The 2,671-nt window shown below is 69.2% G+C and carries 2 protein-coding genes; both read right to left on the reverse strand.

All coding sequences use genetic code 11. The features are described from left to right. Positions 1-789 (reverse strand): hypothetical protein (locus tag NUV94_08065; protein ID MCR4392691.1); only part of this gene is annotated, 789 nt, incomplete at its 3' end. 321 nt (positions 790-1,110) lie between these two features. After that, positions 1,111-2,671 (reverse strand): carboxypeptidase regulatory-like domain-containing protein (locus NUV94_08070; protein ID MCR4392692.1); only part of this gene is annotated, 1,561 nt, incomplete at its 5' end.

Raw genomic sequence — 2,671 nt, forward strand, 5'->3', positions numbered from 1 at the left:
CGGGTCCTTGTTCCACCCGTGCTCGTTCGCGGCCGGGGAGCGGGAGCCGGAGATCTTGGGCGGGGTCAGGTCAATGCGCACCTCCCCGGCGCCGGTGGCCGAGCGGTTGCCCCAACCGTCCGCCGCGTGGTAGCCCACGGTGGTCACTCCTTCGCGGCTCACCTCGAACTTCGTTTCCACCGAAGGAGGGGTCACGCCGCAGGCGACCGTGGGGGGGAACGGAACGCACCGCTCCGCTTGCGCCGCGGCCCCGGTCAACGTGTAGCAGATCTTGACTGGGCCAGACTTGTCGTCTCCTGCGGCGAGGATCACGATCACCGCGGAGCGGTTCCAACCGTACCCGGTGGGCGCGGGATCGAGCCGGAGTCGGGCGGTGGGCGGGGCGAGGTCCATGCAGCTCGGCACGCGCTCGTAGCGGCCGCGCGGGACCTCGGAAAGCGGGATGGTGCAGCACACTGGCCACCCCTCGTCCACCTTGTCCAGGAGCTCCACCCTCACCGCGGTCGCCCCGGCGGGGACCGCGAGGTACCCAGTATCGGCCTTTCCCTGGGCGTCGGTCTGGAACGTGACCTCGTTCCCGCCGATCGTGATCAAGACGCGCTTCCCGGGGCCACCGTTCGTCTCGATGCGCAGGCGCAGGCAATCGCACCCCCGCACGCTGAACCGGCCGGCCTCGATCCGGGTCAGGTTGGCGAGCGCGGGGAGGCCGAGCAACGCCAGGGCCGTGACCACGGCGACCCAGCGCCTGCCTGCCCATCGCCTCCGTTCGCCCTGATTCCTTCCGTTCATCGTGGGACCACCTCCCTTATGCCCGTTTGCACGAAGCCCTTTTCACCGCAGAGACGCCCGTCTGCCACAGGCAGGCGGAGGACACAGAGAGGAGTCGGTAGCGTCGGGGTGCATCCCCGACGCCGGTCGCCTTCTCTCCTCTCCCCCGCGTGGGAGAGGGCAGGGTGAGGGGGCGAACGTATCCCCCCCTCCTCGATCCTCCCCCACCAGGGGGGAGAATGCCTGGGAACTGCCGCGGTGAATGGCCGTTGCAGACAAGCTGCGACGCTACGCCCCGCGGGGTCCTCTGCGTCTCGGCGGTAGACAAGCACCACCTCCAGCTCACCGTTTCACCAGGAACAGGAGCTCCGGTGGGCAGACGTCGCCCATCCCGTTCCGGGCCATCACGTTGTCGCCCCCGGTGACCGTCCCGGTGAACTCCCGCCCCGGCCCGGCAGCCCCAGCCAAGGGCGCCAGGCGCGGGTCCCACAGCTTGATCTGCTGCCAGGACCCGGAGGCGAGGAGCCTGCCGTCCGGGGAGAACGCGACCGAGTTGACCCAGTCGGTATGGCCGGTGAGGGTGCGGACCTCCCGCCCCGTGGCCACCTCCCACAGCTTGACCGTCTTGTCCCCGGACCCGGAGGCGAGGAGCCCCCCGTCCGGGGAGAACGCGACCGAGCAGACCCAGCTGGTATGGCCGGTGAGGGTGCGGACCTCAGCAGGCGCAGAGGTTCCTCCGCGGCAGACGTCGTCCAGGCACCACGTCAACGGCTTGGTGCCGACGTCGTCCCCGACGTTGGTGATGGTCCCCCGGGCCGTGATCGCCTGACCCACCAGGGGGTCACTGGGCTCAACCACAAGCTCTGTTACCTGGAAGAACGCTGACCGGGGTACAAGCGCGAACTCTAGGGTCTCCGTCCTCCCAGCCCGGCATGTGAACGCCCGCGAACTCACGCGGTACGCGGGGGCTTCCACGGTCACCGTGTGCGTTCCGGGCATGATCTGGGCGAACGAAAACCGCCCATCGGCGTCAGTAACTGCGCTCCGCCCCGTAGGGCTGAGCGAGACCACTGCGCCGGCGACAGGCTCGCCGTTTGCCGCGCCAACGACGCGGCCGTGGATCGCACAGAACGGCTCCCCGATCGGAACGGGAACAGACTTCTCGTCCTCGTTCCCCGCCACGTCGCGGGCCTTGGCCCGCACGGTGAACGTGCCGGCACCATATTCCTCGAAGGAGAGGCCAACTTGGCCCCGGGCGTCGGTGGAGAGCCGTTTCCAGCCTCCTACGCCCGTAATCCCCGGTCCGGAGACCTCGACCACGCAGCTCCCTGTGTCCACGCCCGAGAGGGCATCGCTGATCTCCCAGGAGACGACCGTTGGCCTTCCTGGGTCCGGGGAACTCGTGGTCAGGGTGATCTTGGGCGGGGTGCGGTCGATCTTGAACGGCCCGGCAGAGATCGCGTCCGCAGTGTTCCCGGCCCGGTCAGCGATCGTCCCTGAGGACACGGTGACCGACGCCCCCTCCTGGGAGGTGCTCCGGGTGAATTGGGTCACGAGCTTCCCGTCCGGGGCGAACCCGGACAGGTTGTCGGTGGCGGTGAAGGGCACGGTCACCTCGGACACGAACCAGCCCGCGTTCCCCCGCGTCCCCCGGGCCTCGCCGCGGGTTATCACAGGTTTTGTCAGGTCAATGTTGATGTTCCCCACGGTGGCCGAACTGGTGTTCCCCGCCTTGTCCTCCGCCGTCCCCCGAACGGTCTGGTTGGCCCCCTCCGTCCGGACCGTGGTGTCCCCGCTGCAACTTGCGATCCCGGAGAGCCCGTCGGAGCAGGTGAACTTCACTTGCACCGGGTCCTTGTTCCACCCGTGCTCGTTCGCGGCCGGGGAGCGGGAGCCGGAGATC

This window comes from Candidatus Acetothermia bacterium, assembly GCA_024653305.1.
Classification (GTDB): Bacteria; Bipolaricaulota; Bipolaricaulia; order Bipolaricaulales; family Bipolaricaulaceae; genus JACIWI01.